22 protein-coding genes are annotated in these 26,209 nt (G+C 72.7%); 19 read left to right on the forward strand and 3 right to left on the reverse strand.

Features of this window, described 5'->3' with window-relative positions; translation table 11 throughout:
- Window positions 1-72 precede the first annotated feature (72 nt).
- From ACFVIM_RS15050 to ACFVIM_RS15125, 16 genes are all read left to right on the forward strand, one after another.
- The gene (locus ACFVIM_RS15050; protein WP_384301209.1) at window positions 73-1,764 is read left to right on the forward strand and encodes a DUF6801 domain-containing protein; all 1,692 of its coding nucleotides are present in this window, start codon (window positions 73-75) and stop codon (window positions 1,762-1,764) included.
- Between the two features lie 287 nt (window positions 1,765-2,051).
- A complete protein-coding gene (locus ACFVIM_RS15055; protein WP_384301211.1) occupies window positions 2,052-3,083 on the forward strand; it encodes a hypothetical protein in 1,032 nt (343 codons plus the stop codon).
- A gap of 71 nt (window positions 3,084-3,154) precedes the next feature.
- Window positions 3,155-4,135: an ABC transporter ATP-binding protein gene (locus tag ACFVIM_RS15060; protein WP_384301212.1), complete on the forward strand. Its 981-nt coding sequence runs from the start codon at window positions 3,155-3,157 to the stop codon at window positions 4,133-4,135.
- 110 nt (window positions 4,136-4,245) lie between these two features.
- Window positions 4,246-5,202, forward strand: a complete 957-nt coding sequence (locus ACFVIM_RS15065; RefSeq protein WP_384301213.1) for an MlaE family ABC transporter permease — start codon at window positions 4,246-4,248, stop codon at window positions 5,200-5,202.
- A 2-nt stretch (window positions 5,203-5,204) separates the two neighbouring features.
- Window positions 5,205-6,008, forward strand: a complete 804-nt coding sequence (locus tag ACFVIM_RS15070) for an MlaE family ABC transporter permease (RefSeq protein WP_384301215.1) — start codon at window positions 5,205-5,207, stop codon at window positions 6,006-6,008.
- Complete coding sequence (locus tag ACFVIM_RS15075) at window positions 6,005-7,237, forward strand: MCE family protein (protein ID WP_384301216.1); 1,233 nt, start codon at window positions 6,005-6,007, stop codon at window positions 7,235-7,237. The genes ACFVIM_RS15070 and ACFVIM_RS15075 overlap by 4 nt, the downstream gene beginning before the upstream one ends.
- Complete coding sequence (locus ACFVIM_RS15080) at window positions 7,234-8,265, forward strand: MCE family protein (RefSeq protein ID WP_384301218.1); 1,032 nt, start codon at window positions 7,234-7,236, stop codon at window positions 8,263-8,265. The genes ACFVIM_RS15075 and ACFVIM_RS15080 overlap by 4 nt, the downstream gene beginning before the upstream one ends.
- Window positions 8,262-9,296 (forward strand): MCE family protein, encoded by a 1,035-nt coding sequence (locus ACFVIM_RS15085; protein WP_384301219.1) that lies wholly within the window; start codon window positions 8,262-8,264, stop codon window positions 9,294-9,296. Before ACFVIM_RS15080 ends, ACFVIM_RS15085 begins: the two co-directional genes overlap by 4 nt.
- Entirely contained in the window at window positions 9,293-10,387 is a 1,095-nt protein-coding gene (locus ACFVIM_RS15090; RefSeq protein ID WP_384301221.1) for an MCE family protein, read from the forward strand. Before ACFVIM_RS15085 ends, ACFVIM_RS15090 begins: the two co-directional genes overlap by 4 nt.
- A 132-nt stretch (window positions 10,388-10,519) precedes the next feature.
- The gene (locus tag ACFVIM_RS15095) at window positions 10,520-11,704 is read left to right on the forward strand and encodes an MCE family protein (RefSeq protein WP_384301222.1); all 1,185 of its coding nucleotides are present in this window, start codon (window positions 10,520-10,522) and stop codon (window positions 11,702-11,704) included.
- Window positions 11,701-12,912, forward strand: coding sequence for an MCE family protein (locus ACFVIM_RS15100; RefSeq protein WP_384301223.1), 1,212 nt, complete (start codon window positions 11,701-11,703; stop codon window positions 12,910-12,912). Before ACFVIM_RS15095 ends, ACFVIM_RS15100 begins: the two co-directional genes overlap by 4 nt.
- 2 nt (window positions 12,913-12,914) lie before the next feature.
- The gene (locus tag ACFVIM_RS15105) at window positions 12,915-13,472 is read left to right on the forward strand and encodes a hypothetical protein (RefSeq protein WP_384301225.1); all 558 of its coding nucleotides are present in this window, start codon (window positions 12,915-12,917) and stop codon (window positions 13,470-13,472) included.
- On the forward strand, window positions 13,469-14,023 hold the full coding sequence (locus ACFVIM_RS15110; RefSeq protein ID WP_384301226.1) for a hypothetical protein: 555 nt from the start codon (window positions 13,469-13,471) through the stop codon (window positions 14,021-14,023). Before ACFVIM_RS15105 ends, ACFVIM_RS15110 begins: the two co-directional genes overlap by 4 nt.
- Before the next feature lie 16 nt (window positions 14,024-14,039).
- Window positions 14,040-14,597, forward strand: a complete 558-nt coding sequence (locus ACFVIM_RS15115) for a hypothetical protein (protein ID WP_384301227.1) — start codon at window positions 14,040-14,042, stop codon at window positions 14,595-14,597.
- A 19-nt stretch (window positions 14,598-14,616) separates the two neighbouring features.
- On the forward strand, window positions 14,617-15,558 hold the full coding sequence (locus ACFVIM_RS15120) for a hypothetical protein (RefSeq protein WP_384301228.1): 942 nt from the start codon (window positions 14,617-14,619) through the stop codon (window positions 15,556-15,558).
- A complete protein-coding gene (locus ACFVIM_RS15125) occupies window positions 15,555-16,862 on the forward strand; it encodes a lytic transglycosylase domain-containing protein (protein WP_384301230.1) in 1,308 nt (435 codons plus the stop codon). Before ACFVIM_RS15120 ends, ACFVIM_RS15125 begins: the two co-directional genes overlap by 4 nt.
- Here ACFVIM_RS15125 and ACFVIM_RS15130 read toward each other — a convergent pair.
- The gene (locus ACFVIM_RS15130) at window positions 16,823-17,893 is read right to left on the reverse strand and encodes an ATP-dependent DNA ligase (RefSeq protein WP_384301231.1); all 1,071 of its coding nucleotides are present in this window, start codon (window positions 17,891-17,893) and stop codon (window positions 16,823-16,825) included. The two genes, ACFVIM_RS15125 and ACFVIM_RS15130, sit on opposite strands and share 40 nt — an antisense overlap.
- Window positions 17,894-17,945: 52 nt before the next feature.
- On the opposite strand from ACFVIM_RS15130, the gene ligD reads away from it, so the two are divergent.
- Window positions 17,946-18,959, forward strand: coding sequence for a non-homologous end-joining DNA ligase (gene ligD / locus ACFVIM_RS15135; protein WP_384301232.1), 1,014 nt, complete (start codon window positions 17,946-17,948; stop codon window positions 18,957-18,959).
- A 410-nt stretch (window positions 18,960-19,369) separates the two neighbouring features.
- Here the strand turns inward: ligD and ACFVIM_RS15140 are convergent, their stop codons facing one another.
- Together ACFVIM_RS15140 and ACFVIM_RS15145 are read right to left on the reverse strand one after the other, a co-directional pair.
- Window positions 19,370-21,559 carry an OmpL47-type beta-barrel domain-containing protein gene (locus tag ACFVIM_RS15140; RefSeq protein WP_384301234.1) on the reverse strand — a complete coding sequence of 730 codons (2,190 nt, stop codon included), beginning with the start codon at window positions 21,557-21,559 and terminating at the stop codon, window positions 19,370-19,372.
- A gap of 35 nt (window positions 21,560-21,594) precedes the next feature.
- Window positions 21,595-24,087, reverse strand: coding sequence for a ThuA domain-containing protein (locus ACFVIM_RS15145; RefSeq protein ID WP_384301235.1), 2,493 nt, complete (start codon window positions 24,085-24,087; stop codon window positions 21,595-21,597).
- A 231-nt stretch (window positions 24,088-24,318) separates the two neighbouring features.
- Between ACFVIM_RS15145 and ACFVIM_RS15150 the strand changes: the two genes are divergently transcribed.
- Both ACFVIM_RS15150 and ACFVIM_RS15155 read left to right on the forward strand, forming a co-directional pair.
- Window positions 24,319-25,371: a multicopper oxidase domain-containing protein gene (locus ACFVIM_RS15150; protein ID WP_384301238.1), complete on the forward strand. Its 1,053-nt coding sequence runs from the start codon at window positions 24,319-24,321 to the stop codon at window positions 25,369-25,371.
- 130 nt (window positions 25,372-25,501) lie between these two features.
- Window positions 25,502-26,209 (forward strand): VOC family protein (locus ACFVIM_RS15155; RefSeq protein ID WP_384301236.1); only part of this gene is annotated, 708 nt, incomplete at its 3' end.

Here is a 26,209-nt window from a genome sequence, read left to right on the forward strand (position 1 = left end):
AACGGGGGTCGTATGGCGGGGGCCCGGGCCCCCGCCATACGACCCGCCGTCCGAGTGAAGGGAGCCCAGGGGATGGAGCAGCGCCGTACGCGAGGCGCCCGTTCCCGTACGACCGTACGCGGCGCGGTCGCCGGGGTCGCGGTGCTGGTGGCCGGGGTGATCCCCGGCGCGCGGGCCGCCGACACCGAGCGGACCGCCACCGCCGAACTCGCCTACGCCTGTGCCCTTCCCGCCGGGAAGAGCGGCGGCGGGGCGACCGGCGACGCCACGGTGCGGGCGGCCGTACGGATCACCGCCACCGTGCCCACCGGTGCCCGGGTCGGGGAACCGGTCCAGCCCGAGGACGTCACCACCGCCCTCACCTTCACCGACGCCGCGCGGGCCGCGCTCACCGCGCTCCTGGGGGACGGCGTCACCGACGTCGGCGGTGCCACCCGGCTCACCGTCGGCCTCGCCCAGGAGGAGCACACCGCCACGGCGGAGTGGGAGGGCACCGTCGCACCGTCCGTCCCCGTGCCCGCCACCGGGGAGCTGACCCTCACCGCGAGCGGGCTGGTCCCCACCGTCACGGCGGGCTCCAGCGGCACCCTCGCGCTCAGCGCCGGAGCGCTCGCCGTCGACCTCAGTGCCCGGGTGGAAGCCCCGCCGACGGGCCAGCCCAGCCCACCGGGAGAGCCAGACGGCCCCGCGGCGCCATCGGCCTCCGCACCGGCCGCCGCCTCCACGCCGTCGGCGGATCCCGGACCCGCCCCGACCTCCGCGCCGACCGGCCCGGCCGACCCCGCCGCCGGGGAACCGCGCCTCCTGGCGCTGAGCTGCGCCCCCGGGAAGGGGCAGGACACCGCGCTCGCCACCATCGCCATCCAGGGCGACGAGGACACCTCCCCGTCACCGGGCCCCTCGGAGCCCACCACCGGACCCGGTGATCCCGGAGACCCGGACGCGCCCGGCGATCCGGACGGGCTCGATGTGTCACCGCCCGGCCGCGCGGGTGCCGCGCGCGCCGCCGCCCGGCCGCCGACATGTGTCGGGAACGCCGCCAACCCGCTGGCGCTGGCCGCCTATGTCACCGGCTACTCCAATGTCAGCAAGCTCGGCGCCGCCGCCGAGGTCCCCGTCGCCTGCACCCAACTCGTCGACGTCTGGAAGAAGTTGCAGCCCAAACCCGACGGGCTGCATCTGCTCCAGCACGCCACCGGTGAGCTGGACTACCGGGGCGAGCCCGTGATGCCCCCGGCCCGCGCCACCTTCCTGACGTACGGCTTCATGCCGACCACCGCCACCATGGAGATCCGCCAGACCGGGCCGATGACCGTCGACTCGGACATCCTGCTGGCCAAGTACACCGGGGAGACCCTGATCCGGGTGCCGCTGACGATCCGGCTCTACGACGTCGAGGTCAACGGGACACCGCTGGAGGTCGGACCCAACTGCCGCACCAGCGGGCCGCTGTACTCCGCGGACCCCGACCCGGCCCAGACCCGTCGGCATGTGGTCATGAAGGGAGTGCTCAAGGGACCCGGTGACGGCTACCAGCTGGTGACCGGGGGGATTCTCACCGGCGCCGTGACCATCCCGCCCTTCACCGGGTGCGGGGTCGGGGGAGAGGACCTCGACCCCATCCTCAGCTCCGCCGTCTCCGGACCCGGCAACTACATCAAGCAGGTGCAGGGCGCGCCCTGTGCCCCCGGAGTGCCCGAGCCCGACCCCCTGTACTGCACACCCGACCGCCAGCCGGTGAAGGTCCCCAAGCCGGAACGCTGACGCCCCGCCACCGGGGCCGCACCATCCGCCCGCACCGCATTCCCGTCCTTTGCCCCGTCCCCCGTGGAGTCAGCCGAACCACCTGACCGTGTGCGCCGCCCGTCTCGCTCCCGTACGGCTCCGGGTCCGCCCGACGCCGTGCGCGCCACCCGCTTCCGTACCGCCGCTCGTACCGCTCGTACCGCTCGATCACCGCCGTACCGCCGTCGCGTCCGCGCCACCGCCGGGCGCGTCCCGGCGCCCGCACTCCGCAGCGCTCCTCAGCACCGAAAGGACCCAGGCAGACGATGAGAGTGTTCCCCCCGAGCGGATCCCGTCCCGGATCCCGGCGAACCCGCGCCCGTGCCGCCGTCCTCGGCGCGCTCACCGCGACCGCCGTGGCGGTCCCGCTCGCCACCGCCCCCGCGAGCACCGCGTCCCCCGCGGACGCCACCAGTGCCGCGCCCGCCGCCGCGCGCACGGCGCCCGTCAAGCTCAACGGCCACTGGGGTCCCTTCAACCGCTGTCCGGTCAAGGACCCGGCCATGCTGGCCGCCGACGGTCAGGACCTGGTCGCCACCTGTGTCTCCTCCCAGTCCCCCGGCGGCTCCATCAAGCTGGGCAAGACCAGCGCCCACACCGGGGCCAACGATCTCCAGTTCGGGGTGGTGCAGAACACCCAGGAGGGCACCTTCACCGTCATCCCGCCGAAGGGCGGGGCGATCATCGGCGCGCCGACCGAGATCCCCGGCGGACTCCTGGGCATCGCCTGTCCCGGCAACATCCCCGTCATCAGCGATATCTGCAAGCTCCTCACCGACAACAGCCTCAACCGGGTCACCGCCACCGTGGAGTCGGCCGGGGCGCCGACCAACTTCCATCTCGGCGCCGGGCTCTCCACCGGGAAGCCGATCGTGACCCTGCCGGTGCGGATCCGGCTCCAGAACCCCTTCCTCGGGGGCGGCTGCTACATCGGCTCGGCCGCCGACCCGATCGTGCTCAAGCCGCAGAACACCACCCAGCCCGCCCTCGCCATCCAGCGCTTCGACGGCGACGGCACCCCCAACGCCACCGAGGGCGCGATGCTCCGCTTCGCCCTCACCGGCAACACCCAGGGCGACAGCGGCTTCGCGGTGCCCCGGGCCAACGGCTGCGGTCTGCTCGGGATCCTCAACGGTGCCATCGACGCCAAGGTCGGACTGCCCGCTCCGGCCGGTGCCAACAACCTGGTGCTGAACAACGCCTCCACCTACAGCGCGGGCCTGACCGCTCCCGGCCTGGTCAAGCCGGACAACGGCAAGGTCCTCGCCGAGTACTGGCACTCCGCCGTCCGTCCCTGACGACCCCGGCCGCCCTAGCCGCCCGTGCGGCGGGGCGGCCGGTCCGCACCACACAGCACGCAGGAGGTGAGATGGGCATCGAGGTCGTCGTCGACGGTCTGACGAAGTCCTTCGGCAAGCAGAACATCTGGCAGGACGTGAGCCTGACCCTGCCGGCGGGAGAGGTCAGCGTGATGCTGGGGCCCTCCGGGACGGGCAAGACCGTCTTCCTGAAGTCGATCATCGGGCTTCTCAAGCCCGAGCGCGGACGGGTCCTCATCAACGGGGTCGACATGGTCAGCAGCCCCGAGCGCGACATCTACGAGACCCGCAAGCTCTTCGGCCTGATGTTCCAGGACGGTGCCCTCTTCGGCTCCATGAACCTCTTCGACAACATCGCCTTCCCCCTGCGTGAGCACACCCGCAAGAAGGAGACGGAGATCCGCCGCACCGTCATGGAGCGGATGGAGATGGTGGGTCTGGTCGGCGCCGAGGGCAAGCTCCCCGGTGAGATCTCCGGCGGGATGCGCAAACGCGCCGGGCTCGCCCGCGCGCTGGTCCTCGACCCCCAGATCATCCTCTGTGACGAGCCGGACTCCGGGCTCGACCCGGTGCGCACCGCCTATCTCTCCCAGCTGCTGATCGACCTCAACGCCCAGATCGACGCGACGATGCTGATCGTCACCCACAATCTCGACATCGCCGCCACCGTGCCCGACAACATGGGGATGCTCTTCCGCCGGGAGCTGGTGACCTTCGGGCCCCGGGAGGTGCTGCTGACCAGCGATGAGCCCGTGGTCGCCCAGTTCCTCGGCGGGCGCCGCGAGGGACCGATCGGGATGTCGGAGGAGAAGGACGCGGCCACCCTCGCCCGCGAGGGGCTGGCCGACACCCCGCCCCCGGCGCCCCGGCCGCTGGTGCCGCAGCTCGAACCCTCGCCCGGACTGCCCGAGCGCCGGGCCGTGCGCCGCCGTCAGGACCGGGTGCTGCGGATGCTGGACCAGCTGCCGGAGGTGGCGCGCGCCGCGATCCTGCGCAGCTACGCGGCGGCGGGGGACGTGATGCCGGGATGAGCGGTACGGGGGGACCGCACGGCCCGGTCCCGGGGCACCCGGACCGCCCGGATCACCCGGACCGCCCGGCGCGGGAGGCGGCGCAACCGTCCACCGCGTCCGCAGATCCGGTGCCGATGCAGGTGTCGGGACCGCGATCAGGATCAGGCCCGGGACCAGGATCAGGCCCGGGACCAGGATCAGGCCCGGGACCAGGACCCGGACCGGGATCAGGCCACGGACCGGGGCCAGGATCAGGCCCGGGGCCAGGCCACGGACCGGGCGCGCCGCCCCACAGCGAAGCGCCGGTCCGCCCGCCGCTCAAGGCGCTCGCGCCCCTGCGCCAGACCGGTCAGCTCTTCGCGCTCGCCCTCACCGTCCTGCGGGCGATCTTCCGCCGCCCCTTCCAGCTGCGGGAGTTCGTCGAGCAGTTCTGGTTCATCGCCAGCGTCACCATCCTCCCGGCCGCGCTGGTCTCCATCCCCTTCGGCGCGGTGATCGCCCTCCAGGTCGGCTCGCTCACCCAGCAGCTCGGCGCCCAGTCCTTCACCGGCGGCGCCAGTGTCCTCGCCGTGATCCAGCAGGCCAGCCCGCTGATCGTGGCGCTGCTGATCGCGGGCGCGGGCGGCTCGGCGATCTGCGCCGACCTCGGCTCGCGCAAGATCCGCGAGGAGCTGGACGCCATGGAGGTCATGGGCGTCTCCCCGATCCAGCGTCTGGTGGTGCCCCGGGTGCTGGCCACCATGTCGGTGGCGGTGCTGCTCAACGGGATGGTCTCGGTCGTCGGCACCCTCGGCGGCTACTTCTTCAACGTCATCATGCAGAACGGCACCCCCGGCGCCTATCTCGCCAGCTTCTCCGCCCTCGCCCAGCTCCCCGACCTGTACATCAGCGAGTTCAAGGCGCTGATCTTCGGCTTTATCGCGGGTGTCGTCGCCGCCTACCGGGGTCTCAACCCCCGGGGCGGCCCCAAGGGCGTGGGTGACGCGGTCAACCAGTCCGTCGTCATCACCTTCCTTCTGCTGTTCTTCGTGAACATGGTCCTCACGGCGATCTACCTTCAGATCGTCCCGCCGAAGGGGGGCTGAGCGTGTCCCTCCTCGGCTGGCTCGACCGCTCCGGCGACCATCTCGCCTTCTACGCCCGCGCGCTGCTGTGGATCCCCAAGACCCTGCGCCGCTATACGAAGGAGATCCAGCGGCTCCTCGCCGAGGTCGCCTTCGGCAGCGGCGGTCTCGGCGTCATCGGCGGCACCATCGGCGTGATGATCGGCATGACCCTGTTCACCGGCACCGTCGTCGGTCTCCAGGGGTACGCCGCGCTCAACCAGATCGGCACCTCCGCCTTCACCGGCTTCATCTCCGCCTACTTCAACACCCGGGAGATCGCGCCCCTGGTCGCCGGGCTCGCCCTCTCCGCCACCGTCGGCGCCGGGTTCACCGCCCAGCTCGGCGCGATGCGGATCAACGAGGAGGTCGACGCGCTGGAGGCGATGGGGGTGCGGTCGATGCCGTACCTGGTCACCACCCGGATCATCGCCGGGGTCGTCGCCATCATCCCGCTGTACGCGATCGGCCTGCTCAGCTCCTATGTGGCCTCCCGCTGGATCACCCTCTACATCAACGGGCAGTCCGCGGGCACCTACGACCACTACTTCAACCTCTTCCTCTCCCCGGCCGATGTCCTGCTGTCCATCCTCAAGGTGCTGATCTTCAGCGTGATGGTGATCCTCGCCCACTGCTACTACGGCTTCCGCGCCCAGGGCGGCCCCGCCGGGGTCGGTGTCGCCGTCGGACGCTCCGTCCGCAACGCGATCGTGCTGATCAGCGTCACCGACTTCTTCCTGTCGCTCGCCATCTGGGGCGCGACCACGACGGTGAAGGTGGCCGGATGAACCGGGTGACCGCACGCCGACGACTCGCCGGAGTCGCCTTCCTCCTGGTGCCGGTGCTGCTGGTGTGGCTGTCGGTCTCGGTGTACGAGAAGGACTTCAGCGACGATGTCACCGTGACCGTCCTCGCGGGCACCGCGGGCAACGAACTCCACCCCAACGCCGAGGTGAAGGTGCGCGGGGTCGTGGTCGGCCAGGTGCGCTCCATCGACTCCCGGGGTGACGGCGCCCGGCTCACCCTCGCCATCCGGCCCGACCGGCTGCGCTGGATCCCCGCCGACGTGACCGCCCAGACCCTGCCGACCACGCTCTTCGGAGAGCGCTTCGTCGCCCTCGTACCGCCTGCGGTGAACCCCTCTCCCCGCACCCTCAAGGCCGGGGACACCATCCCCCGGGACCGCTCCCACAACGCCATCGAGCTGGAGCAGGTGCTCGGCAATGTGCTGCCGCTGCTGACCGCCGTGCAGCCGCAGAAGCTCGCCGCGACCCTGACCGCCGTCTCCCAGGCCCTCCAGGGGCGGGGCGAGCGGCTCGGGGAGACCCTGGCCACCCTGGAGGAGCACCTCCAGCGGCTCAACCCGCACCTTCCCGTACTCAACCGGGACATCAGCAAGCTCGTCGAGGTCAGCCGCGTCTACGGGGACGCCGCCCCCGACATCCTCACCGCCCTCACCGACTTCACCACCACCAGCGGCACCCTCGCGGACGAACAGGCCGACCTCGCCACCCTGTACTCCACCGCGACCGGCACCGCCCGGGACCTGACCGCGTTCCTGCGCGCCCACAGCCCCCATCTGATCCGGCTCGCCCAGGTCAGCAGGCCCACCCTGGAACTGCTCGCCCGGCGCTCCGCCTCCTTCCCCTGCACCCTGCGCACCCTCGCCGGTTTCGTCCCGGCGATGGACAAGGCGCTCGGCAAGGGCACCGACCGACCCGGACTCCATGTGAAGATCACCACCGTGCCGCCGCGCGGCAAGTACCTGCCGGGCAAGGACACCCCGGCCTACCGGGGCACCGGCGGCCCCCACTGCTACTCCGTGCCCTACAACGGCAGGCCCGCGCCCGCCGCCTTCACCAGCGCCGGACTCGGCCTGCCCAACTCACCCCAGGAGAACGGCCTGGTCAACGAGTTGATGGCGGCCGAGCTGAAGAAGGAGCCCGGACAGCTCCCCGACTGGTCCACCGTGCTGACCGGGCCGGTCTACCGGGGCGCGGAGGTGAGACTGAGGTGAAGCGCCGCAGCCTCACCGCGCCGCTGGTGAAATCGCTGGTCTTCGTGGTGGTCACCGCGCTGGCCACCACCGTCCTCGCGCTCTCCATCGCCAACACCGGTGTCGGCGAGGCCACCTCGTACCGGGCCCGGTTCTCCGATGTCACCGGGCTGGTCCCGGGCGACAGCGTCCGGATCGCCGGGGTCAAGGTCGGCCAGGTCGAGTCGATCGAGGTGGCCGGGCGGCGCGAGGCGGAGGTCCGCTTCAGCGTGGCCGAGGGGCGTGCGCTGCCGCTGTCGGCGACCGCGTCCGTCAAGTACCTGAACATGGTCGGCCAGCGCTATGTCGACCTCGACCGGGGCAGCGGGCCCGTGGGCCGCTTCCTGGCCGCCGGGGACACCATCCCCCGGGAGCGCACCCGCCCCGCGCTCGACCTCACCCAGCTCTTCAACGGCTTCCAGCCGCTCTTCGAGGGGCTCTCGCCGAAGGAGATCAACGAACTGGCCACCTCCATCGTCCAGGTGCTCCAGGGCGACGGCGGCACCGTCGAGAGCCTGATCCGCCATGTCGGCTCCCTCACCACCACCGTCGCCGCCAAGGACCGGGTCATCGGCGAGGTCATCGCCAACCTCACCACCGTCCTGAAGACCGTCAACGACCGCGAGGACGGCTTCACCGAGCTGATCGACACCCTCCAGCGGATGGTGAGCGGGTTCGCCCAGGACCGTAAGCCGCTCGGGGAGGCCATCACCGCCATGGGCGATCTGACCACCGTCACGGCCGATCTGCTCCAGGAGGGCCGCGCCCCGCTCAAGGAGGACATCCGCCAGCTCGGGCGGCTCGCCGGGCAGCTCGACGACGGCCGCCCCGCCGTCGAACGGTTCCTGCGCACCACACCGGAGAAGATGGAGACCATCGCCCGGCTCGGCTCCTACGGCTCCTGGTTCAACCTCTACTTCTGCGCCGCGACGGTCACCGGGGTCACCACCTCCGACGGCAGCGAGCCGCCGCGCGGGGTCGTCAACGACCACCCGAGGTGCCGCCGATGACCACCCGCGAAGCCGCCGGGCGCCCCTGGTCCACGCCCATCCGCGAACGCAACCCGGTCGCCGTCGCCGTCGTCGGGCTGGTGCTGCTCGCCCTGCTCGGCACCCTCGCCTACCGGGCCGACACCTTCGCCGACGGCACCACCTACTCCGCCGACTTCACCGAGGCCGCCGGGCTCGATGAGGGCGACGAGGTCCGGATCGCCGGGGTCAAGGTCGGCCAGGTCAGCTCCGTACGGCTGACCGGCGCCCGGGTGCGGGTCCGGTTCAGCGTCGAGGACGCCTGGGTCGGTGACTCCTCGACCGCCGCCATCGCCATCAAGACCCTGCTCGGGGAGAAGTACCTGGCGCTGGACCCGCTGGGCACCGGCCGTCAGGACCCCTCCCGGACCATCCCCGCCGCCCGCACCACCTCCCCGTACGACGTCACCCAGGCGTTCACCGGCCTCGGCGAGACCATCCAGAAGATCGACACCGGTCGGCTGGCGGAGAGCTTCGAGGCCATCTCGGAGACCTTCGGCAACTCCGCGCCCGATGTCCGCACCGCCGTCACCGGGCTCTCCGCGCTCTCCCGGGTGGTCTCCGAACGGGACGCGCAACTCGCCGAACTGCTGGCGGGCAGCAAACGGCTCACCCGCACCCTCGCCGACAAGCGCGGCGGCGTCGAGACCCTGCTGGAGGACGGCGGAGTGCTGCTCGGCGAGCTCCAGGCGCGCCGCGACGCCATCCACGCCCTGCTGACCGGCGCCCGGGAGCTGGGCGAACAGCTCGGCGGACTGGTCGAGGACAACCGCCGCCAACTCGGGCCCACCCTCACCGAACTGGGCAAGGTCACCGATGTCCTGGTACGCAACCGCGCGCACCTGGACCGCACGCTGGCGCTGGCCGGACCCTACTACCGGCTGCTCGGCAACCTCGTCGGCAACGGGCGCTGGTTCGACGTCTATCTGTGCGGACTGGTGCCGCCCGGATACGTGACGCCCGGAGCCCCGCCCAGCCCGCAGTGCAAGCCCGTCCCCGGAGGCGTGCGATGAACCTCAAACGGGCCGCCGGACTGACCCTCGCCCTCGCCCTCGTCGCCACCGCCGGGGCCTCCGGGACCCTCGCGCTGCGGGACGCGGACACCACCCGCGTCACCGCCTACTTCACCCGGACCACCGGTGTCTACGAGGGCTCGGACCTGCGGATCCTCGGCGTCCGGGTCGGCACCGTCGGCGAAGTGACCCCTGTCGGCGACCAGGTGCGGGTGGAACTGCTGCTGGACGAGGACATCGCCGTGCCCGCCAACGCCCGCGCGGTCGTCGTCGCCCCTAGCGTCGTCGCCGACCGCTACATCCAGCTCGCCCCCGCCTACACCGGAGGCGAACGGCTGCGCGCGGGCGCGGTCCTGCCCGCCGCGCGCAACGCCATGCCGCTGGAGGTCGACCAGCTCTACGAGTCGATCACCGAACTGTCCACCGCGCTCGGCCCGGAGGGCGCGGGCGCCCGGGGCGCGCTGGACGGGCTCATCCGTACCGGCGCCGAGAACCTCAAGGGCAACGGGAAAGCGCTCGGCGACTCCATCGGCGCCTTCGGCAAGGCCGCCAGAACGCTGGACAGGTCCAGCTCCGACCTCTTCGCCACGCTGGAGTACCTCCAGTCCTTCACCACCATGCTCAAGGAGAACGACTCCACCGTGGCCCGCACCCAGCAGCGGCTCGCCGACGTGACCGGCTTCCTCGCCGAGGACAAGGAGAACCTCTCCGGCGCGCTGAGGGAACTGGGCACGGCCCTCGCCACCGTGAAGGAGTTCCTCCAGGAGCACCGGGGAGCGCTGAAGAAGAACGTGGACGCGCTGCTGCCGCTCACCCAGACCCTGGTGAAGCAGCGCGCCTCCCTCGCCGAGGCCATGGACAGCGCGGGCCTGGCCGCCGGGAACGCGCTGGCCGCCTACAACCCGGTCCACCGCACCCTCGACGGCCGCGCCTACCTCCCCGAGACCCTTCCCGCCGGACCGTCGAAGACGGCCGGTCTCGCCCCCGCCGACCCGGACCGCCGGCGGGCCCTGCCGGGGCTGCCGCTGCCGGCGGTCGGAACGGTGTACGGGACGCCGCGCGGCGGCTCGGGGAAGGGTGGTGCGCGATGAACCGGCGGACGAAACGGTGTACGGCCCGCCGTCCGCGCGGCGGCTCGGGGAAGGGTGGTGCGCGATGAACCGGCGGACGAAACGGTGTACGGCCCGCCGTCCGCGCGGCGGCTCGGGCAAGGGGGGTGCGCGATGAACCGTCGTACGGCAGGGCAGGGGCGCCCGGCGGGCCGGACCCGCGGGGCAGCCGCCCTCGCGCTCCTGTGCGCCCTCGCGCTCTCCGGCTGCTCCCTCGCCGAGAGCACCGGGTTCTCCGGCATCGAGGAACTGCCGCTGCCCGGCGGAGCGGACCTCGGCGACCATCCGTATGAGATCACCGCCGAGTTCGCCGATGTCCTCAGCCTGGTGCCGCAGTCGGCGGTCAAGGTCAACGATGTCGCCGTCGGCCGGGTGACCGAGATACGGCTCTCCCCGGGCGACTGGTCGGCCCGGGTCACCATGCGGCTCAACGGCGGGGTCCGGCTGCCCGCCGACGCCCACGCCCGGCTCGAACAGTCCAGCCTGCTGGGCGAGAAGTACGTCCAGCTCGCCCCGCCCGCCCGGAGCACCGGCGGGCGGCTCGCCGACGGCGCCGTGATCCCCGCCGCCCGCACCAACCGCAACCCGGAGGTCGAGGAGGTGTTCGGCGCGCTCTCCCTGCTGCTCAACGGCGGCGGTCTGGCCCAGATCAAGACCATCGCCACCGAGCTGAACAAGGCCGTCGGCGGCCGGGAACCCCAGATCGCCTCGCTGCTCAAGCGGCTGGACACCCTGGTCGGCAGCCTCGACGCCAACAAGGCCGACATCACCGCCGCCCTCGACGGCGTCAACCGCCTCTCCGCCGTCCTCGCCGCCCGGGAGCACCAGCTCGACCGGGCCCTCACCAGGCTCAGCCCCGGGCTGAAGGTCCTGGAACAGCAGCGCGGCTCCCTGCTGACGATGCTCCGCTCCCTCGACACCCTCTCCACCGTCGCCGTCGACACCATCAGGCGCGGCAAGGAGGACACCATCGCCGACCTCAAGGCGCTCGCGCCGACCCTCAAGGCGCTGGCGGACTCCGGCCGGGCGCTGCCGGACTCGCTCCAGGTGCTGCTCACCTACCCGTTCACGGACGAGGTGCTCAAGGGCGTCAAGGGCAGCGACTATCTGAACGCGTTCCAGGACCTGACGGCGGTGCCGGGGACCCGGATCATCCCGGCGCTGACCCCGAAGGCGGCCACCGGGTCGCCGCCGGCGCCCGGTTCCGTACCGCCGTCCTCCGAGCGGACGGCCGGGAGGGGAGCCACGCCCCCGCTGCCCCTCCCGGCCGTCATCACCCCCGAGGGGAGCGGCCGGTGATCACCCTCGCCATCCGGCTGAAGAACATCGCCTTCCTGGTGATCTCCGTCCTCGTGCTCGGCTTCGTCGGCGTCCGCTACGCCGATCTCGGCCACCATGTCGGACTGCGGGACCACTACACGGTCTCCGTCCACCTCCCCCGAACCGGAGGGCTCTTCACCCACTCCAACGTCACCTACCGGGGTGTTTCCGTCGGCCGGGTCGGCCCCATCGACCTCACCGAGGAGGGGGTCGTCGCCGAGCTGCGGATCCAGAACTCGGCGCCGAGGATCCCCGCCGACCTGGAGGCCGTGGTCGCCAGCCTCTCCGCCGTGGGCGAGCAGTACATCGATCTGCGGCCGCGCGGGGACACCGGCCCCCATCTGCGCGACGGCACGGTCATCGAGCAGACCGAGACCCGGGTCCCGGCGCCCGTCACCGACGTCCTCACCAGCGTGGACTCGCTGGCCTCCAGCATCGACCTGGAGTCCCTGCGGACGGTCGTGGACGAGTTCGGCGCCGCCTTCGAGGGGCGCGGCAAGGACCTCCAGGCCCTGATCGACAACGGGGACGCCTTCGTCCGCGCCGCCGACCGGGCGCTGCCCGCCACCACCCGGCTGATGATCGACGGCGAAACGGTGCTGCGCACCCAGGCCGAACAGGGCCGGGCGCTACGGGACTTCGCCAGCGGGGCCCGGGAGCTGGCCGGGGCGCTCAAGGGCTCCGACGCCGACCTACGGCGGCTGATCGCCGCGGCACCGGAGGCGGCGGCCCAGGTCAGCGCCGTACTGCGGGAGCTGGAACCGGGTCTCGGCGCGGTCGTCGCCAATCTGCTGACCACCTCCATGGTGGCCGTCACCCGCCAGGGCGCCATGAACGAACTGCTGGTGAAGCTGCCCGCGCTGGCCTCCGCCGGGGCCACCGCCGTCACCAACAAGTCGGCCCGCTTCGGGATCGCGCTGACCTTCCACGATCCGATGCCGTGCCGCCGGGGCTATGAGGGCACGATCAGACGGGACGGAACCGATCTCTCGGCCGCGCCACCGCTCAACACCGCGGCGCGCTGCGCGGAACCGGCGCGCAGCGGCATCAACGTCCGTGGTTCCGGCAATGCTCCCCGGGGCGGCCCGGTGCCCGACCCGGTGCGGCCGGGGAAGCTCTCCCTGCCGTCACTGCCGGGGAAGGCCCCGGGGATGGCCGGACTGCTGGGAGTGGGGGGATCCCGATGACCATGACGACGCCGGATACGGCTACGGATACGGCTACGGATGCGGGGGCGGCCGGCACGACCGTCCCGCGCCGACCGCTCCGCCGGATCCCGCTGCCGTGGCTCGCCGCCGCCCTCGCCGCGCTCCTGTGCGGATACGCCGGATGGTCCTACACCGGCGCGGTGAACGACGAGTCGCTCGCCTACTCCGCCGCCCGGGACCGGGCGCTGAGCGACGGCCGTACCCATCTCGCCCGGCTGAGCAGCTTCGACGCCACCGCCCCCGACACCTCCCGCCAGCGCTGGCTCGCCTCCGCCACCGGGGAACTGAGGGAGGAGCTCGGCCGTCAGAAGACCGGACCCGCCACCGCCACCGCCACGGCCACCGTCACCGACGCGGCCCTGACCGCGCTCGACACCCGCGCCGGGACCGCCCAGCTCATCGCGACCGTCACCCTCACCCTCGCGCCCGCGAAGGGCACGCCCGGCACCGACCGCAAACGACTGGAGGCCACCCTGGCCCGCACCGACGGGGGCTGGAAGGTCCAGGCCCTCACCGCCGTCCCGGTCGGTGGCCGGTGACCGCCACCGGCCCGGAGCCCGGGCCCGTCACGATGCCGGGGGAGACGGGAGTACGGAGCCGGAGGGTCCCGGTCGTCTGGCTGGCGCTGCTGGTGCTGCTGCTGGGCGGCGGCGGGCTGCTGGTCCGCGCCGAGCAGCTCCGGGACACCCCCTCCGCACGTAACCGGGCGCTCACCGACACCGGGGCCACCACCCGCGTCGCCGACGAGCTGACCGACGCCGTCACCCGGATCTTCTCCTACGCCCCCACCAGCCTGGACGCCACCCGCGCGGCGGCGCGCGAGGTACTCGCGGGCAAGGCGGCCCGGCAGTACGAGGAACTGTTCGGCCAGGTGGAGCGCCGCACGGGCGAGCAGCGCCTCACCCTCACCACCCATGTCGTCCGGGTCGGGGTGCGGGAGCTGTCCGACGGTGAGGCCCGGGTGCTGCTCTTCCTCGACCAGGTCGCCGAACGCGCGGGCGCGAAGCCCTCCACCACCGCCGCCCAGCTCTCCCTCACCGCCGCCCGGCACGACGGGCGCTGGCGGATCACCGACATCGCTTCCCGATAGCGGAGGACACAGTTCCATGGCACGGACGGTACGGATCAACCCGCTGACGGCCACGGCGCTCGCGCTGACGGTCCTCGCGGCCGGATGCGCGGGCTGGGGCGGCTGGTCCTGGTACACGGCGGCCCACGACGACTCCTCGGCCTACGCGATCGAACGCGACGAGGTCCTCGCGGCGGGCGAGCAGGCCGTGCTCAACCTCAACACCCTGGACCACCGCACCATGCGGCGCGACCTCGACACCTGGGTCGACTCCACCACCGGATCGCTGCGGGACCAGCTCACCCAGGGCCGGGCCCAGTTCGAGCGGCAGATCGGCCGGGCCGGAACCGTCACCAGCGCCCGGGTGCTCTCCGGCGCGGTGACCGAGCTGGACGAACGGGCGGGCAAGGCGAGTGTGCTGGTGGCGGTACGGATCACGGTGACGCCGATGAAAGCGGCGGGCGCGGCGAACGCGACCCAGGGAAAGCCGGTGCCCAAGGAGAGCCGTCTCCTCGGCGAGCTGACCCGCACGGACACGGGCTGGAAGCTCAGCGCGCTGGGACAGGCCCCCGTCGGCGACTCCCCGGCCGAGTGAGAAGCGAGAGGACCGGCATATGTCGACGACCCGTCATCTGATCAACCGCCAGCGCCGTCTCACCCGGACGGCGGCCCCCGCGCCGGGCACCCGGGAGACCCACCCCGACAGCGCGCCGCCCGTGCCACCCGACACTGACGCGTCTTCCGTGGCGACGGAGGAGAGTCCGCCACCACCGGCCCAGGCGCCGACGGCGGCTCGGCGCGCGGGCACGGACAACGCCGCTGCCCCCGAGACGGAGACGGAGGCGGACACGGAGACCGGGACGGCACCCGCCACCGCACCCGACACCGGATCAGCCACCGCACCCGCCACGGAGACCGGGACGGCATCCGCCACCTCATCCGCCACCGCACCCGACACCGGATCAGCCACCGCACCCGCCACGGAGACCGACACCGCGTCCGGTACCCGGACATCCCGGGGACCGCTCGCCCGCCTCCGTTCCCGGCGGCTCGTCGCCGGGCTCGGCGTCGCGGTCGTCCTGCTCGGCGGCTTCGCCGTCTACGCCGGAGCGCGCGCCGCCGAACTGCGCGAGCGGCCCTCCGTACGGAACACCGCCCTGACCGACGTGGCCCGCACCAGCGAACTGAAGGGACAGATCACCCGCGCGGTCGAGGCCGTCTTCTCCTACGACTTCGCCAAGCCCGCCGCCCTGGACACCGCCGCCACAACCCATCTCACCGGCGCCGCCGTGGCCCAGCACCGGGCGCTGCTGGCCACCGTCCGGGCCCAGGGGCCCGGGCAGAAGCTGGTGCTCACCACCACGGTCACCCACAGCGGGGTCGAGCTGATCGACGGCGACCGGGCCCGGATCCTGGTCTACGCGGACCAGAGCAACACCCGTACCGCGGGCAAGCAGGAGACCACCTACGCGGGTGCCCTGCTCGCCGTGGACGCGGTGCGCAAGGGAGCCACCTGGCGGATCGGCGCCCTCGACACCCTGGGACAGGGCTCATGAGGGCCCGGATCCGGGGCGCCCGCCCGGCCCGGACCGAGAGCGCCCGGCCGAGGGTGGCCGGGGCGGTCGCCGTCGTCTGCGCGATGGCCGCGCTGACCGGATCGGCCGCGCCCTCCCTCGTACCGCCGTCCCCGCGAGCGACCAGCGAGCCGCGCACGACCGCCGTGGCGCGGGAACGGCCCGCCGAGCAGCCGTACGACGACGTCTACCACACCGAGCTGCCACCGCTGGCCAGCCCACCGGCCGTGCCGCCCACCCCGGCCCAGCGCCCGGCACCGGCACCCGCACCGGACGCCGGGCGCTATCTGGGCGGTGGCTCGGCGCTCGGCGGTGTGCCCGCCTCCGTACTGGCGGCCTACCGGGGAGCCGAGGCCGTCGTCCGGCGCACCGACCCGGGCTGCGGGCTGCGCTGGGAGCTGCTCGCCGCCATCGGCAAGGTGGAGTCGGGCCAGGCGCGCGGCGGCCGGGTGGACCGGAACGGCACCACCCGCGCCCCCATCCTCGGCCCGGTCCTCGACGGCCGGGGCTTCGCCCGGATCACCGACACCGACGGCGGGGCGCTCGACGGCGACACCGTGTTCGACCGGGCCGTGGGCCCGATGCAGTTCATCCCCTCCACCTGGGCCGGCTGGGGCCAGGACGCCAACGGCGACGGCCGCCGCGACCCCCACAACATCCATGACGCGGCGCTCGCCGCGGCCCGCTATCTCTGCGCGGGCGACCGCGATCTGACCCGGGGCGCCGATCTGGACCGGGCGATCCTCAGCTACAACCGCTCGGACGCCTATCTGCGGACGGTCCGCGTCTGGTTCTCCTTCTACCTCCGGGGCGCGCACTCCGTGCCCGACGGTACGGGGGTGCTGCCCGGCAGCCCCGGCCCCGGTGGCGGCCGCCCGCCGACGCGGCCGGTGGGCCCGGGAACGGGCGGGACCGGCGGAGACGGCGGTGGGATCGACGTCGGGCCCCGGCCGACACCGACACCGACACCGACACCGACACCGACACCGACACCGTCTCCCGCACCGACGCGACCCCCGTCGCCGTCCCCGTCTCCGCCGTCGCCCTCGCCCTCACCGTCGGGATCTCCCACGCCGTCGCCGTCCCCGTCGCCCTCGCAGCCATCCGGCACCCCGAGCCCCACCCCGACCCCTACGCCCACTCCCACGCCGACCCCGTCACCCACACCGACTCCCACGCCGACCCCGACCCCGACCCCGACCCCGTCACCGACTCCCACGCCCACCCCCTCGGGGTCGGCGAGCGGTCAGTCGCCGGAGCCGGAGAGCACCTCCGCGAGGTCATAGCGCACCGGCTCGTCCAACTGGGCGTAGGTGCAGCTCTCCGGAGTACGGTCGGGCCGCCAGCGGCGGAAGCGCGCGGTGTGCCGGAAGCGGTCGCCCTCCATATGGTCATAGGCCACCTCGGCGACCCGCTCGGGGCGCAGCGCCACCCAGGACAGATCCTTGGTCCCCGTCCAGCGGCTCGGCGCCCCCGGCAGCCGCGCCCCGGCGTGGGCGGCCTCCTCGGCCCAGGCCGCCCACGGATGCCCGGTCGCCGGGTCCATCCGCAGCGGCTCCAGCTCATCGATCAGCTCCGCGCGCCGCTTCATGGGGAAGGCGGCGCACACCCCGACATGCTGGAGCGCCCCCGCCGCGTCGAACAGCCCCAGCAGCAGCGAACCGACGACCGGTCCGCTCTTGTGCGGCCGGTACCCGGCGACCACCACGTCCGCCGTCCGCTCGTGCTTGATCTTGAACATCAGCCGCTGGTCCGGCCGGTAGCGCAGATCCAGCGGCTTGGCCACGATCCCGTCGAGCCCGGCGCCCTCGTACCGTTCGAACCACCGCTGGGCCCGTTCCACATCGGTCGTCGCGGGCGCCAGATGGAGCCGGGGCCGGGCCCCGGCGAGCACCTCGGTCAGCCGCGCCCGCCGCTCGGCGAGCGGGGTGTCCAGCCAGGACTCGTCCCCGAGCGCCAGCAGATCGAAGGCGATGAAGGAGGCGGGGGTGCGCTCGGCGAGGGTCCGCACCCGGGAGGCGGCCGGATGGATCCGCTCACTCAGCCGGTCGAAGTCGAGCCGCCCCTCACGGGCGATGACGATCTCGCCGTCCAGGACACAGCGCGGCGGCAACTGCTCCAGCAGATCGGCCGCGACCTCCGGGAAGTAGCGGGTCAGCGGCTTGCCGGTACGCGAGCCGAGGACCAGCTCGGCGCCGTCGCGATGGACGATCGCCCGGAAGCCGTCCCATTTCGCCTCGTACTGCATCCCCGGCGGAATCGTCTTCACGGCCTTCGCGAGCATCGGCTTCACCGGGGGCATCACGGGCAGATCCATGAGGACAGTGTCCGGTATGCGGTGAATGTCGGCACGGCATACGCTGGCGCCCATGGCGGCCAAGGCGGTGGAACTGGAGGTGGGGGAGCGGACCGTACGGGTCTCCAACCCGGACAAGGTCTACTTTCCCGAGCACGGCTACACCAAGCTGGACATGGTCCGCTACTACCTCGCCGTCGGCGACGGCATCACCCGCGCCCTCCGGGACCGGCCCACCACCCTGGAGCGCTACCCCGACGGGGTGACCGGCGAGTCCTTCTTCCAGAAACGGGCGCCGAAGAACCTCCCCGACTGGATCCCCACCGCCCACATCACCTTCCCCAGCGGCCGCTCCGCCGACGAACTGTGCCCCACCGAACCCGCCGCCGTGGTGTGGGCGGCCAACCTCGGCGCCGTCACCTTCCACCCCTGGCCGGTACGGAGGGACGACACCGACCGGCCCGACGAACTCCGCCTCGACCTCGACCCGCAGCCCGGCACCGACTACACCGACGCCGTACGCGCCGCCCACGAACTCCGCGACATCCTCGTCGGGCTCGGGATGCGCGGCTGGCCCAAGACCTCCGGCGGACGCGGGCTCCATGTCTTCGTCCCCATCGAACCGCGCTGGACCTTCACCCAGGTGCGCCGCTGCGCCATCGCCTGCGGGCGGCTGCTGGAACGGCGGATGCCCGACCGGGTGACCATCAAATGGTGGAAGGAGGAACGCGGGGAGCGGATCTTCGTCGACTACAACCAGACCGCGCGGGACCGCACCATCGCCTCCGCCTACTCGGTACGGCCCAGGCCGCACGCGCCCGTGTCGGCGCCGCTGCGGTGGGAGGAGATCGACGACGCGGTGCCGGAGGACTTCGACATCGTGACGATGCCGGGGCGGTACGCGGAGGTGGGGGATGTGCACGCGGGGATGGACGAGCGGCGGTACGGGCTGGAGGCGCTGCTGGAGGTGGCGGCGCGGGACGAGGCCGAGCACGGGCTCGGCGACCTGCCGTACCCGCCGGAGTACCCCAAGATGCCGGGCGAACCCAAACGCGTCCAACCCTCCCGCGCCCGCCCCGCGCACTAACCGGACCCCCGCGTTGTGGGCAGGCGGGTTCCCGCCCGTTGTGGGCAGGCCGTTCCGCTGGGCGGAACGGGTGGGCACACGGGAACCCCCTGCCGGGCAGGTGTTCCCATCGCCCAGCCCCGTACCCGGCCTAACCCGCAACGGTCCGCGCCACCGCGCACCGGATCCCGCTGAGGGCCGCACCTTGTGCCCGTACCCCGTGGGTCGCGCCCAGGTGCGAGGGCACGGCCTCGCCGGGGCGGGGCGAGTGGGGCCCGGTTACCCAGGTCGTGGGCTTGTGCCCCCCCGTTCCGCCGCGCGGAACGGCGTGCCCACAAGCGGTGGTGAGGCCCAGATCCCCACCACCGTTGCCCACAAACGGTGGTGGGGGGTCCGGGCCCCACGGAAGGGAGGGGCCCGGCCCGTGGGGGCTAGAGGCGCTGGATACGGATATGGCGGTAGGAGATGACGTCGGATGTGCCATGGACCTGGAGGCCCAGGAACCCCGTCGCGTAGCGACGCCCGTCCGACCCCGGATCATCCGCCCGCGGCGGCACGAACTCCTGACCCCCCACGTTCTCGAACTGGTTGATCAGCACCCCGTTCCGGTACACCGAGTAGCTCTGCCCCACCACCCGGATCTCGTAGTCGTTCCACGTCCCCTTCGGCGTCACTCCGGCCTGCCCGAGTCCGACCCGGTCGAAGCCGTAGACGGAACCGGTCTTGTACATATCGCCGTCGGGCCGGTCCAGCACCTGGATCTCATGGCCGTACTTGATGGCGACCCATTCGGGGCGGGGTTCCTCGGGGTGGTCGTGTGGCTGGGGGAAGCGGACGAAGACGCCGCTGTTGGCGTGGGTGGTGCCGGGGCCGTCGTCGCGCCACTGGAGCCGGAGGGAGAAGTCTCCGTACCGCTGCCAGGGGAACCAGAGCATGCCGAGGCCGCCCCGGGTGGTGCCGCTGGTCATCGAGCCGTCGGCGGTGAGCGCGAATGAGCCGCCGCCGACGTGCTGCCAGCGCTCGAAGGACGCCTGGGTGCCGTCGAAGAGGTCGCGGTAGCCGGTGTTCTGGCCGGGCCTGCCGATGCCGGAGCGTTTTGCGGCGGCGTAGACGACGCGGTGTTCGCGGGCGTCGAGGACGCCTTCGGTGAGCAGCCGGTCGAGCACCGCGTCGACGTGTTTGAGGAAGAGCGCGTGCGAGGACCAGTCCTTCTCGTCCTCGATGAGTTCGTTGACGGTGCAGCGGGAGCGGGTCATCCGGTTGGGCACTCCGCTGTCGGCGGTGCCGACGATGACGGTGAGCCGTTCGTCCCATTCGGGGCAGCGCGGCGCGGGCACTCCGCCGCCGCGTACCACGGTGAAACCGACCCGGTGGGCCTGGGAGGTGTTGCCCGCGTGGTCGGTGGCGCGGTGCAGCACGGTGTGGAAGCCGGTCCGGTCGACGATGAGCGGCGCGGTGTGGGCGAGGTAGGGCCCGCCGTCGAGGGAGTACTCGATCCGGGCGACGCCGGAGCCGCCGGTGTCGGTGGCGGCGATGGAGACCGTGGCGGCGCCGAGGTAGGCGCCGTCGGAGTCGCGGGCTCCGGTGATGTCGGCGGCGGTGACCGGGGGTTCCGTGTCGGGCGCCGGGGTGGGGACGACGGTGAAGGTCACCGCCTGGGCGGCGGAGGCGTTGCCCGCCCGGTCGGTGGCGCGGTAGCGGAGGGTGTGGGTGCCCGTGGTGTGGGTCGCGACGGGCGCGGTGTAGGGCTGCCAGGCGCCGTCGGCGCCCAGGGCGTACTCGATGGTGTTGACGCCGGAGCCGGTGTCGGACGCGGTCACGGTGACGGTGGCCTGGTCGAGGTAGCGGCCCTGTCCGTCCCGCCGGCCGTCGACGGTCGCGGAGGTCTGGGGCGGGGTGGTGTCGTCGCTGGGGGGTGGCGCGACCCGGAAGGAGGCGGTCTTCTCGGCCGCCGTGTTCCCGGCCCGGTCGGTGGCGCGGTAGCGCAGGGCGTGCGCGCCGACGGTGGAGACGACGACGGGTGTGGTGTAGGGCTGCCAGGGGGCGCCGGGGCCGGTGGCGAACTCGATCCGGTCCACGCCGGAGCCGTCGTCGGTCGCGGTGAGGGTGACGGTCGCCTGTCCCACGTACGCGCCGTCGGCGTTCTGTGTCCCGCTCACCCGGGCGTCGGTGGCCGGGGGCGCGGTGTCCTGGCCGCCGCCGTCGGTGACGGTGAGGATGCCCTGCATGGCGCCGTGGCCGGGGAGGGTGCAGAAGAAGCGGTAGCGGCCGGGGGTGAGGGTGACCTCGGCGGTGTACCGGCCGCCCCGGTCGTCGGTGGGGCTGGCGAGGATGTTGAGCGGGACATCGTGGTTGTACTCGGGGTCGGTGGTGTCGAAGGTCAGGCTGTGCGGCATCCCGGTGGTGTTGCCGGTGGCGGCGCTGTTCTCGAAGACGAGGGTGGTGCGGCCCGCGACGGCCGTGGTGGGGAAGGTGAGATAGCGGTCGATGGGGTCACCGGCGGTCCAGGTCAGGGTCTGGGCCACCGCCGGGCGCTCCTCGCCGACGGGTTCCCCGCGTCCGTACGCCGCCTGGGAGAGGAGCCCGGTGACCATCGCGACGGCGGCGACGAGCGCCGTCATGAGGCCGGACCTCCGGTGTGTGTGCCGTGCGCGCGTCACCGTGCCACCGCCTTCCGGGCCAGCTGACCGGCGGGCGGGGTCGGCTCGCCGCCGGTGTAGGTGATCCGCCAGAGCGCCGAGCGGGCGTCGGAGGTGAAGAAGCCGCCGCCGTAGTCCTGGACGTAGAGCGAGCCGTCGGGCGCGAACCGCCAGTCCATGAGGTTGCGGATGCCCGCGGTGCCGGTGGGGACGATCCGCTTCAGGGATTCGGCGTGGACGGGGAGCCCGCCCCTGCCGAGGGTCTTCGGGTCGGTGAGGACGGCGTGCCGGGGCTGGCCGCCGCTGTCGTAGAAGTCGCCGATGAACCACTTGCCGTCCCAGTAGGCGGGCCACTTGACGGGCGAGGCGCTGGCGGGGTCATGGCGGTAGACCGGCCCGTTCATGGTCGCCTGGCTGCCGCCGCGCAGCCACGGCAGCAGCAGCTTCTGCTGGTCCAGCTGGTAGCTCGGCACTCCGGCGGCGTCGCGGGGGAAGTCGGGGGCGCCGCCCTGCGGCGCGTACCAGATGGTGTTCGGGGTGATGGGCGGGACATTGACCAGTCCGTCGTTGTACGGGGACTCGTTCCTCGGTTTGGCGCAGTCGTACCAGCCCAGCGGCTTGCCGGGGTCGGGCAGATTGCGGTCCCGGTACGGCTGGTTGTTGCCCATGCAGTACGGCCAGCCGTGGTTGCCCGCCGTGGTGATGGCGGCGAAGGTGTCGTACTTGGCCGGGCCCCAGACGGGCGAGGGGGTGCCCGCGTCCGGGCCGACCCAGCCCGCGTACAGGATGTCCGTCGTGGTGTCGACGAAGATGCGCGCGGGGTTGCGCACGCCCATCACATAGATCTCGCCCCGGGTCTTGCCGCCGCCCTCGTCGGGTTCGCGGCCGGTGAAGAGGTTGCCCTCGGGGAGGGTGTAGGTGCCGTCCGGCTGCGGGCGGATCCGCAGGATCTTGCCGTTGAGGTTGTTGGTGTTGCCGGAGGTGCGGCGGGCGTCGGCGAAGGCCCGGCCCTGGAAGGTGGGCTGGGGGTTGTTGCCGGAGTAGCCGCCGACGAAGCCGGAGGAGTTGTTGTCCCCGGTGGCGATGTAGAGATTGCCCCGCGAGTCCCAGGCCATTCCGCCGCCCGCGTGACAGCAGCTGTGGATCTGTACGGGCCAGCTCAGCAGCACCTTCTCGCTGGCCGGGTCCAGTCTGCCGGTGGTGTGGTCGTAGGTGAGGCGGGAGACACGGCGTTCGGCGGTCCGGGCGGTGCGGTCGATCCGCTCGTGCGGGGTGTAGTGGAGGTAGACCCAGCCGTTGGTCAGGAACCGGGGGTCCAGCGCGATACCGAGGAGCCCCTCCTCGTTCTTGGTCAGCTCGTCCCCGCCGCCCTTGTTCCCGAAGACCGTGAGCGAGCCCGCGAGGGTGACCTGCCGGGTCGCCGGGTCGTAGACATGGATCTCGCCCCGGCCCTTGCCGATGTCGGGGTGGTTCCAGTCGGTGACCACGGGCCGGGTGGAGTCCGCGCCGCCGCGGCCGATGGAGAAGACCTTGCCGTCGGGGGCGATGACGAGCCCGTGCGGCTCGCCGATCTGGTCGTTCTGGCCGGGCTGGTTGGGCCGGGTGACCCGCTCGGCGGTGTAGTGGGAGGCGATGGTGGCCTTGCAGTCGGCCCGGCTGAGCCTGCTGGTCCAGGCGAGCGCGCCGCGCAGATGGTCGCGGAAGTCGGTCTCGGCGAAGGTGTCGGCGGTGCCGCCCATGGCGGTGTAGAAGGAGCGTCCGCCGTCGTAGTCACGGCACCAGGACACGGGGTGGTCCCAGCCGTTGGCCCCGGCGGGCGGGGTGTAGGAGCTCTCCCGCACCCGGGCCACGGTGTGGACGTTCCCGGAGGGGCTGACCGCCCAGTTGAACCACCGGTCGGGTCGCTTCCACTGGAGCGGCAGGGACTTGGTGGCGGGGTGGACCCGGTCGCCGACCTCGACCACGGCCCGTTGCACCGTGCTGGCGGCCCCGGTGGGACGGGCGCCGACCAGCCCGGTGAACCAGTCCGAGTACGGTTCGGTCCGCGCCGCGTCATGGATGCCGAGGAAGCCGCCCCCGGCCTCCATATACGCCTCAAGACCGGCCTCCTGTTCCGGGTCGAGGACATCGCCGCCCCCGGTGAGGAAGACCACCGAGTTGTACCGGCCCAGCCGGGTGGCGTCGGTGAAGACCGATGGATCGTCGGTGGCCTCGGTGCTGAACCGGCCCGGGGCGGGGCCGGTCAGTCCGAGGGTCTCGATCGCCGCGATCCCGGCGTCCACGGTCGGCGACTCGGCGGTGGCCGAGGCGTGGAAGACCAGTACCCGCACGTTTCGGCCACCGGGCGGTGAGGGGAGGGCGAGGGGGCGCGCGGTCGGTTCCGGGGCGGTCCTGGCCTGGGCCGGACCGGCACCGGAGAGCAGGGAGAGGGTGAGCGCTCCGGACCCCAGGAGCGCGGCGAGGGCCCGCCCGCGCGGTCTTGGCCTGTGACGTCGTGGTGTGTGCTGCATAGGTCACCCACCTTCTGTGGTCACGACAACAGCCGAGGAAGACACGACCCAGGAAAGTAGACGTCTTTTGACGGTCCGCCAAGAGCTACGACCGGAACAGGGCGAACTTTGTCCTTGCTGTGGATAAACAAGGGGTGGCCGGTTACGGTATGGCCCGGCGCTGACGCGGCCCGTAACGCCCCGACCCGTCAATCTCCCGACGAGAGCGGAGAGTTCGGTATGGACAGTGGTATGGACCGGCGAGGCTTCCATCGGAGGGTGCTGGCCGGGGGAGCGGTGGCCGCGGGCACCACCACGGCCCTCTCGCTCGCCTCCGCCGGGACCGCCAGCGCGGGCCCCGACGGCGCGGGTCCCGACGGCGCGATGGCCGAAACCAGCACCACGGCCGCGCCCGTACGCACCGCGCCCGCCGGGGGCCGGGTGCGCCATATGCGGCTCTACGCGGAACGGCTGCCCGACGGACAGCTGGGATACGGGCTGGAGAAGGGCGGGGCCGCCATCCCCGGCCCGATGATCGAGCTGACCGAGGGCGACACCCTCCATATCGCGTTCGAGAACACCCTCGACGTGCCCGTCAGCCTCCATGTCCACGGCGTCGACTACGACATCGCCAATGACGGCACCCGGTTCAGCCGCAGCCATGTCGAGCCCGGCGCCACCCGTACCTACACCTGGCGCACCCACGCCCCGGGCCGCCGCGCCGACGGCACCTGGCGGCCGGGGAGCGCTGGCTACTGGCACTACCACGACCATGTCGTCGGCGGTGACCACGGCACGGGCGGCATCCGCAGGGGCCTCTACGGCCCGGTGGTGGTGCGCCGGGCGGGCGATGTGCTGCCCGACAAGCAGTTCACCATCGTCTTCAACGACATGACCGTCAACAACCGCCCGGTGGGACCCGACTTCCGGATGACCGTCGGTGACCGGGTCGAGATTGTCATGATCACGCACGGCGAGTACTACCACACCTTCCATGTCCACGGTCACCGCTGGGCCGACAACCGCACCGGTCTGCTCTCCGGTCCCTCCGACGTCAGCCGGATGGTCGACAACAAGATCACCGGCCCGGCCGACTCCTTCGGCTTCCAGGTCATCGCGGGCGAGGGCGTGGGCGCGGGGGCGTGGATGTACCACTGCCATGTGCAGAGCCACTCCGACCTGGGCATGGCGGGCCTGCTGCTGGTCGCCAAGCCGGACGGCACGATCCCCGGCTACGACCCGCACCACCCGCCCGCCGCCCCCGGCGCCGCCGCTCCGGGCGAACGGGACCACCGGGGACACTGACAGCGCGTACCGGCGGTACCGCCGTACCGGTGCTGACGGCGCCCCGCCGGGCTACGGGTGCGTCCGCCCCGGAACGGGAGCAGACTCGGGAACGACAGGGTGACGGGACCGCAGCACGAAGGAGCACACCATGCTCACCACCCGTTATGTCACCGGGTCCCCCAACTGGCTCGACCTCGGCACCCCCGATCTGGAGGGTGCGCGGCGCTTCTACGGTGGTGTCCTCGGCTGGACCTTCCGCACGGCGGGCCCCGAGATGGGCGGCTACGGGATGTTCCAGCTCGACGGGGGGACCGTGGCGGGCGCCATGACCGTCCCGTCCGACGAGGGCCCGCCCTCCTGGAACGTCTACTTCCAGACCCCGGACGCCGATGCCACGGCCGACGCGGTGCGCGGTGCGGGCGGACAGGTCCACCTCCCGCCGATGGACGTCGCCGACCTCGGCCGGATGGCGATCTTCTCCGATCCCACCGGATGCTCCTTCGGCATCTGGCAGCCCGGCGCCAACAAGGGACTCGACACGGCGGGCAGCACCCGCAGCCTGGTCTGGGTGGAGCTGTACACCCCCGACCAGGAGGCCGCGCTGGCCTTCTACGCCGCCGTCTTCGGCTGGGGCACCTCCGTGATGGCCTTCCCCGGCGGGTCGTACACGATGACACACCCGGAGGACGGAGGTGTGGACGCGATGTTCGGCGGTGTGGTCCCCTTGGCCTCTGACCCGGCGGAGACCGGCGCGCGGTGGCTGCCGTACTTCGCGGTCGCCGACTGCGACGCCACGGTCGCCACCGCCGACGGCCTCGGCGGCACGGTACGGATGGCGCCGCGCGACCTGGAGGAT

This window comes from Streptomyces sp. NPDC057638 (assembly GCF_042800315.1).
Taxonomy (GTDB): domain Bacteria; phylum Actinomycetota; class Actinomycetes; order Streptomycetales; family Streptomycetaceae; genus Streptomyces.